The following is a 7982-nucleotide window of genomic DNA, read 5'->3' on the forward strand; positions in this document are numbered from 1 at the left end:
CCTTTCGCGGCAGCCGCTTCAGCCGCCGTGTAAACCGGCGACCCTTTCGCGAACCGCATCCGCCGAGCTCAGTTTCAGGACGTCCGCTGCCAGGGTGCGGCAGTCCGGCAAGGCGAGGTCCCGCACGGTGAGCTTGAATTCGGCGATGTCTGACGGCGTCATGCTGAATTCATCCAGTCCCAGCCCCAGAAGGATCGGTGCCGCAATCGGGCTGCCGGCCATCGCGCCGCACATGCCTATCCAGATATCGGCCGCATGGGCCGCCTCGATGGAACGGGCGATCATGCGCAGGACGGCTGGATTGAACGGGTCGAAGAGGTCCTGAACCCTGGCGTTGGCCCGGTCCGCGGCCATGACATATTGCGTCAGGTCATTGGTGCCGATGCTGAAGAAGTCGACTTCGGGCGCGAGCATGTCCGCCATTTCGGCCGCCGCCGGCACCTCGATCATCATGCCGATCTCCAGGGTATCGTCAAACGCGAGACCGCGGCTGCGAAGCGTCGCCATCACGGCGCGGACCCGTTCCTTCGCGGCCCGCAGCTCCTGCAGGGTGCTGACGAGCGGAAACATGATGCGCACGGGGCCATGGGCGCTGGCGCGCAGGATCGCGGCGAGCTGCACATCGAAGAATTCCGGCACGGCGAGGCTGTAACGCAGACCGCGCCAGCCCAGATTGGGGTTGGCCTCCGGCGGCCTGTCCATATAGGGAACCGGCTTGTCGCCGCCGATGTCGGCCGTGCGCACGGTCAGCGGTCTGCCCTCCAGACCGGCCACAAGGGTGCGGTAGACCTCATACTGCTCGTCTTCACCGGGGGCGGCTTCGCGGCGCATGTACAGGAACTCGGTGCGCAGCAGGCCGACTTCCTGCGCGCCGCTGGTAGCGACCACGCCGAGCTCTTCCACCGATGCCATGTTCGCGGCGACCCGGATTTCATGACCGTCGGATGTTTGCGCGGGACGTGTCTTGAGCGCTTCGGCCCGGGCGCGCCGGTCCTCCCAGGTCTTGCGGTCCTTTTTCATCGTGGCGATGGCTGCCGGGTCGGGGGCAACGGTGAGCCTGCCGGCCGTGCCGTCGAGCAGGACCTGTGTGCCTTCCGCAACACCGGCCAGTTGCTCGCCGACAGCGAAAACCACCGGAATGCTCAGCGCGCTGGCGAGAATCGCCGCGTGCGAGGTCTTGCCGCCGGTCATGGCGCAAATTCCCAGGATCCTGCTTTCGTCGAGGGCGAGCACATCCGATGGACGCAGATCGGCGAAGGCCAGAACCGAAGGTTCGCTCACGGCGGCCGCGGCGGTTTCTCCGCCGGTCAGAAAGCGCAGGACGCGCAGGCCGACATCGATGATATCCGAGGCCCGGGCTTTCAGCAGCGGGTCTTCCAGGGCGGCATAGGTTCCGGCCAGATCGGCGACCACTTCGCGCCAGACCGCTTCGGCGCAGATGCCTTTGTCGGCGATGCGTCGCTTCACGGTCCCGATGATTTCCGGATCGTGCAGATAGCTTATATGGGCATCGAAGATCTTGCGGTCATAGGCGGTGATCCGCTGTCCCGCCGCGGCCAGGGATGCGGTGATTTCGGCTTCCGCATCGGCCAGGGCCCTGGTGAAACGTTCGGTTTCGGCGGCCGGGTCCGCGACCTCCACCGGCTCGATCTCCGGCAGGGTGTTCCTGACATGGTGGAGCGGGCCGAGCGCGAAACCGCTGGCGATGGAAATGCCCTCCAGGGTGCCTGACAGGGTTCCGGAGGAGGACGGCGGTGCGGTTTGGGGAGCTGCAGCCGGGGTCTCCACCGGCGCAGCGGGCGGGGAGGCAGTGGCTTCGTCGCCGAAATTCTTCCCGATCAGCTCCTCGAAGGCAGCAAAGACCGCCTCCGCTTCGGCGGGCTCGGCCGTCAGCGAAATCCTGTCGCCGGCGGTCACTTCCGAGAGCATGATGCCGTTGATGCTCTTGGCGTTGACCGGTTGTCTGCCCTTGCTGAGGTTGGCCAGCCGGATCTCTCCCGAAAAGGCGTTCATGGCGGTGACCAGAAGCGCGGCGGGCCGGGCGTGCAGACCCATGGGATTGCGGATGGTGAATTCGCGGGTCACGCCACCGGACTGTGCGTCCCGGGGAGCTTCAGAAGCAGGGGGCTTTTGCGCTGCCGCCTGACGGGCTTCGCCCATGACGGCCTGAAGCGGGCTTCCCGCGCCGATCTGGACGGCGGCGGCAAGCACGCCTTCGACAAGGGGGGCATCGCAGAAATGCACCTTTTCCTGCTCTTCGGGCTCCAGCAGGTCGATGGCCATTTCCGCATTCAGCCTGGCCGAGCCGATGTCGGCGAAGACGAGAACGCCTTCGTCCGACATGACCTCGCGGATGGCGTCCAGAACGCGGACTCCATCCGTCCCCAGCGGGTTTTCCGGATCGTCCACGCCACCTGCCGCAGCAACGGGCACCGGCTGGCCGCTCATCACGTCGGCGATTTCCTTCAGACCCTCGGCCAGTTTGCGACTGTGCGAGACAATGACAATTCCAATCACTGCGCGGCCTCTTCAACAACGTCGGAGAAAGCCTGCAGGATCAGGTGGCTGGAGGTTGCCCCCGGGTCCTGGTGGCCGATGCTGCGTTCGCCGAGATAACTTGCGCGCCCGCGCTGCGCCTGCATCGGGATGGTGGCTTCCATGCCCTGTCTGGCCGCTTCCGCGGCAGCCTTGAGGGCGGCCCGAATGTCGCTGCCTTTGGCGGCTTCTTCCCGGAAGGCCCTTGCCGCGGGCGCCAGGGCATCCAGCATTGTCTTCATCTCCACGTCCGAGCGGCCGCGTTTCATGACGCCGGCAACCGCGTCATCGAAAAACTGGGCCAGTTCGTCCGCGCTCAGGGAGGTCTTGCCCGCCAGGGGTTTGGCTCCGTCGAGAAACATGGTGCCGTAGAGCGGTCCGGCGGCGCCGCCGACCTTGGAGATCAGGCTCATTGCCACCGATTTGAGCATGGCGCCGATATCATCGCCCTCAGGCAGTTTTTCCAGGGCCGCCTTGAAGCCGCGATCCATGTTGTTGCCGTGATCGGAATCGCCGATCGGCGCGTCGAGCTCGGTCAGATACGCGCGGTTGTCCGCAAGCACCTTTGCCGATCTTTCGATCCATGCCCGCACCATCGGCGCGGTCACGGCTGTGGTCAGGGTTTCCGTCATGGTCACATCCCCCACCGCAGCGCCGGCGTCTTCACGGGCGCATCATACAGGCGCAGGATCTCTTCATCGGTCTTGACCAGCGTGATGGAGACACCGGCCATTTCCAGCGACGTGATGTAGTTGCCCACGAGGCTGCGGACGATCCTGATGCCCCGACGGGCGGTGAGATCGGCCAGCTTGGCGTAGACGGTATAGAGTTCGGACAGGGGCGTGCCGCCCATCCCGTTGACGATGGCAATGACCTCATCTCCCTTCTGCAGGGTGATGTCGGTGACCTCCACGTCGGTCCAGTCTCCCTTCGCCGGATCCCATTCGCTCAGGTTGCGCGTATAGGCCTCGTCGTCGAGAATGCGGTCCGTCAGGATCTCGGTCACCTCATCGGCGCTCCTGATCTTGTCGCGCAGGATGCCCGGCTCACCGTGAATGCCGATGCCGATCTCCATTTCGTCTTCCGGCAATTCGAAGCTCGGCGTGCCGTTCTGCGGGGTGGTGCAGGAAGTCAGCGCCATGCCCATGCTCTTGCCGTGGATGTTGACCTTCTTGCAAAGCGCGGCAAGCCGATCGAGGTCATAGCCTTCCAGAGAGGCGGCACCGCAGACCTTTTCGGCGATCACGGTAGTGCCGAGACCACGACGGCCGGCGGTATAGAGGGAATCCTTGAGGGCCACGTCATCGTCGATGATGATGTTGCGGACCTCGATGCCTTCGTCGCGCAGCATGTCGGCGGCCATCTGGAAGTTCATCACGTCGCCGGTGTAGTTCTTGACGATCTGCAGGATGCCGCGTCCGCCATGGACGGCCTTGCCGGCCTCGAACATCTGGTCGGGGGTCGGCGAGGTGAAGACCTGACCCGGACAGGCCGCGTCCAGCATCCCAAGGCCGACATATCCGCCATGCAGCGGTTCATGCCCGGACCCGCCGCCGGACACGACGGCGACACGGTCCTGCACGGGCGCGGCGACACATACATAATTCGGATCGAAATGCACGTCGATCTCGTCATGAGCAAGGCCGAAGCCCTTCAGCTGTTCGACGGTGACGTCCTCGGCGTTGTTGACCAGCTTTTTCATGGTTATTTCTCCCATTCCGGTGTTTCCGTGTCGTAGGCCTTGAAGACCGCGCGATAGTAGCCGCGATAGAAGGCGCCACCGACCAGCCCGCCGGCGATCGAGGCCACGGCCGGGATCCACCAGCCGCCCCGCGGTCCGGGAAAGGCCATTTCACCCCAGCCGAAGATGAAGGAGACGAGGCGCGGGCCCAGATCCCTCGCCGGGTTCATCGCGGTCATGGAAATCGGCGCCTCATAGGCGACCAGAGCCGCCACCAGCAGACCGATGAAGAAGGGCGCCAGATTGGCCGACGGCGCGGAGGTGTTGTGCTGGTCGGTCAGGAACAGGACGCCGAAGACGAGTATGGTGGTGGTGAAGGCTTCCGAGAGGAACCATTTGACCAGGGAAACCTGGGCGAAGGATTCCGCGGTCGTGCCGACAAAAGCGGGGTTCGGCGCATAGGTGCCGAAACCCATGGCGCTCAGCTGACTGCCGGGCGCACCGCGGACCAGGCCGGCGCCAAGTTCGTAATGTTCGATGATCCCCGAGTAGAAGCCGTAGATTGCCGCGCCGGCGACAATGGCGCCGAGCATCTGCGCGATGATGTAGGGCGCGACCTTGGACCATGGAAAGCCGGTGAACACGGCCAGGGCCAGGGTCACCGCCGGATTGATGTGACCGCCGGAAATCTTGCCCGATACATAGACGCCCAGGGCCACGCCGAGGGCGAACATCATCGAGACGGGCCAGAGGCTGAGACCTCCGGTCCACACGGACACGGCCACCGCACCCACGCCGAAGAGAACGAGAATGAAGGTTCCGATACCTTCGGCGACCATCTCAGGAACTATTCCCTTGCGCATCAGCTTGCTCCCTGCACGACAGGTGCAACGCCCGTTGTCGGGTCTGTCTTTTCGGTTGTCTTGATTTGCTTTGACGGAAAGCGATGTTGCACACGGGGAAAGTATCAGGCGCGTGGCAATTTTGATTGATCCGGATCAACCCCGGTCATTCTTTCAAAAAATCGGAAAGCCGATCCGTTCACAAATCCCGCAAAGCGGCCGCGCTTGCCCGTGAAAAAAACGTATCGAGGGAAAGAGGGCTGCGGAAAACGGGCTTTCCGCGACGGCTGTGAAGGGCGTCGTCGCCGGGGCCACCTGCGTCTCGAAAGGCTTGAAAATGAACCACATTTCCTGCGCTTTCGTTCCTTGATGAAGACCAGGTCGCCTCAAACCGCTTCATCTTCCTTCAGGAGGTCAGTCCCTAGCGTTCGGTCAGCTTCAGCTCTATGCGGCGGTTGCTGGCGAGCGCATCGGGCGTGTCGCCTTCGACCAGGGGCTGGAATTCGCCGAAGCCGGCGGCCACGAGGCGTTTCGGGTCGACGCCTCGTTCGATCAGATAGCGGACGACGGAAATCGCGCGGGCGGCGGAGAGTTCCCAGTTGTTGCGCAGGCGGCCGGTGCCGGAAAGCGGCCGGGCGTCGGTATGGCCATCGACGCGCAGCACCCAGTTGATCTCGTCGGGGATCTGCTGACTGAGTTCCTGGATGGCGTCGGCGAGCTTGTCGAGTTCCTGGCGGCCGTCGGGATTGATGTCTTCCGATCCTGAATCGAACAGCACTTCGGACTGGAACACGAAGCGGTCGCCGACCACGGAGATGTCGGAGCGCTGGGAGAGGATTTCCCGCAGGCGGCCGAAGAAGTCGGACCGGTAGCGGGAGAGCTCCTGCACGCGCTGGACAAGGGCGGCGTTGAGACGGCGTCCGAGGCTGGCGATCTTGGCCTGGCTGTCGGATTCCTTGGCTTCCGCCGCTTCGAGCGCCGCATTGGCGGCGGCGATCTGGCGTCGCAGGGCGGCGATCTGCTGATTGAGCAGTTCCACCTGGGCCAGGGCTTCCTGGCTGACCTGGCGTTCGTCGTCGAGAAGGTTTTCCAGGGTCGCCGCCCGCCCGCCGGCGACATCCGCCGCGCCGGAGCTGCTTTCGAGCAGCCCCATCAGGCGGCTCTGTTCGGCCTCGGCGTCGCTCAGGCTTGCCTGGAGGCTGACAATCGTATCTTCCAGCTCGCCCGAGTTGGCCCGTTCCAGCGCCAGCAGTTCCGTCAGTTCGCTGATCTGGGCGTTGAGGCGGTTGAGCACCGTGTCCCTGCCGGACAGCTGCTGGGACAGGAAGAACTGGGCGATCATGAAAATGGACAGCAGGAAGATGATGACGAGCAGGAGCGTCGCCATGGCATCGACGAAGCCGGGCCAGTAATCCGTCGACTGGGCCCGGCGGCGCGAGCGGAGTCCTGCCATGGCCCTACTCCTTTGCGCGGTCGAAGGCGGCGGAAATGGAGGAAAGCAGTCCCTCGATGCGTTTCTGCTGTTCGCCCTGGGCCTCGGCCCAGTCGCGCATCATCTGCTGTTCGGAGCGCACATGCTTGACCAGGCCCTGGATGCCTTCCGCCAGATTGGCCATGGCCTGATTGGCGTTCTTGCCACCGCCTTCCTCGACGCTTTTCTGAAGCGCGGAGATCGAGGCCTGGATGTGTTCGACGCCCGGCGAATCCGGCGCGTTGAACAGGGTGTCTTCCGGATCGATGTCGGTGACGGTGGACAGCCAGTCTTCCAGTTCGTTGTAGAAGCGGTTCTGTGCCTGACCGGCCTGAAGGTCGAGAAAGCCGAGCACGAGAGAGCCGGTGAGGCCGAAGAGCGAGGAGGAAAATGCCGTCCCCATGCCGGACAGCGGCGCTTCGAGCCCGGCCTTCAGATCCTCGAAAATGACATTGGCGTCGCCGGAACCCACGTCGAGGGACTGAATGGTCGCGCCCACGGAACTGACGGTCTGCAGCAGGCCCCAGAAGGTGCCGAGCAGGCCGAGGAAAACCAGAAGGCCGGTCAGATAGCGCGAGATCTCGCGCGATTCCTCAAGGCGCATGCCGATGGAATCGAGGATCGAGCGGGCGGTCGTCGGCGTCAGCGCCATGTCGCCGCCCTTGTTGCCCAGCAGGGCGGCCATCGGGGCCAGCAGAACGGGCGAGCGGGTGTCGAGAGCAGGATCGCCCATGCGGAAGCTGTTGACCCAGGTGATTTCCGGAAACAGCCGGATGACCCGTCCGAACAGCAGCAGTACGCCGAAGACGCCGACCAGGACAATGAGCCCGTTAAGGCCCGGGTTGCTCATGAAGGCGGTGGAGATCTGCGGAAACAGGATGAAGGCGATAAAGGCCACGATCACCAGGAAGATGATCATGAAGGTCAGATACGCCCGCGGGCTGGACAGGCTGTAGGGGTCGAATTCTCGGGCCATATTGCGCTATCTGTCACCTGTTGAGGAGCTAACCGATTGATAGCGTGATTTTTAACAGGTTGGAAACCTCTTATCGGAGGGAAAGCGCGAATAAAGGTGGGAAAGAGGCGAGGGAGGCCATTGCGAGGGGGATGCTGATCGCCCGGAAAGGGACAGGTTTCCGGATACCGGTTGGTGGACGTGGGCATTCGGGCTGACCCGAGGCATGGTGCATTTTGGCGCTGAACTGACAGTGTAGCGCACGGCGACTGACGTTGCTTCTTTCCCTCATCTCGGTCGCTAAACGGCTCGCCCTGGTCCGGAAAGCTGCTGTTCGTTGCACAACGAGCGAATGTCTACAGAGGGGGGGAGGACTAAGCCGCTCGCGCGGCAATGGTGCTCGTGGCGGGCGATTGGGATGATCTTCACGGCGTGTTTTGCGGATAGGCGGTTCTGTCTGACGATTGGGGTGTTCTCAATCATCAGACAGGAGGTTCC

The 7982-nt window shown here is 63.6% G+C and carries 6 protein-coding genes; all 6 read right to left on the reverse strand.

Annotated features, from left to right (window positions below; genetic code table 11):
• Positions 1-18: 18 nt before the first annotated feature.
• A complete protein-coding gene (gene ptsP / locus DCO57_RS07415; protein WP_116698217.1) occupies positions 19-2517 on the reverse strand; it encodes a phosphoenolpyruvate--protein phosphotransferase in 2499 nt (832 codons plus the stop codon).
• Complete coding sequence (gene dhaL / locus DCO57_RS07420) at positions 2514-3167, reverse strand: dihydroxyacetone kinase subunit DhaL (protein WP_244287899.1); 654 nt, start codon at positions 3165-3167, stop codon at positions 2514-2516. The genes ptsP and dhaL overlap by 4 nt, the downstream gene beginning before the upstream one ends.
• Positions 3168-3169: 2 nt before the next feature.
• Complete coding sequence (dhaK, locus tag DCO57_RS07425) at positions 3170-4237, reverse strand: dihydroxyacetone kinase subunit DhaK (protein ID WP_116698218.1); 1068 nt, start codon at positions 4235-4237, stop codon at positions 3170-3172.
• 2 nt (positions 4238-4239) lie between these two features.
• Complete coding sequence (locus DCO57_RS07430) at positions 4240-5079, reverse strand: MIP/aquaporin family protein (RefSeq protein WP_116698219.1); 840 nt, start codon at positions 5077-5079, stop codon at positions 4240-4242.
• Positions 5080-5479: 400 nt separating this feature from the next.
• Positions 5480-6511 carry a peptidoglycan -binding protein gene (locus DCO57_RS07435; protein ID WP_116698220.1) on the reverse strand — a complete coding sequence of 344 codons (1032 nt, stop codon included), beginning with the start codon at positions 6509-6511 and terminating at the stop codon, positions 5480-5482.
• A gap of 4 nt (positions 6512-6515) precedes the next feature.
• Positions 6516-7505: a flagellar motor protein MotA gene (locus DCO57_RS07440; RefSeq protein WP_116698221.1), complete on the reverse strand. Its 990-nt coding sequence runs from the start codon at positions 7503-7505 to the stop codon at positions 6516-6518.
• Between the last annotated feature and the right edge of the window lie 477 nt (positions 7506-7982).

This window comes from Labrenzia sp. 011 (genome assembly GCF_003075075.1).
Taxonomy (GTDB): Bacteria; Pseudomonadota; Alphaproteobacteria; order Rhizobiales; family Stappiaceae; genus Roseibium.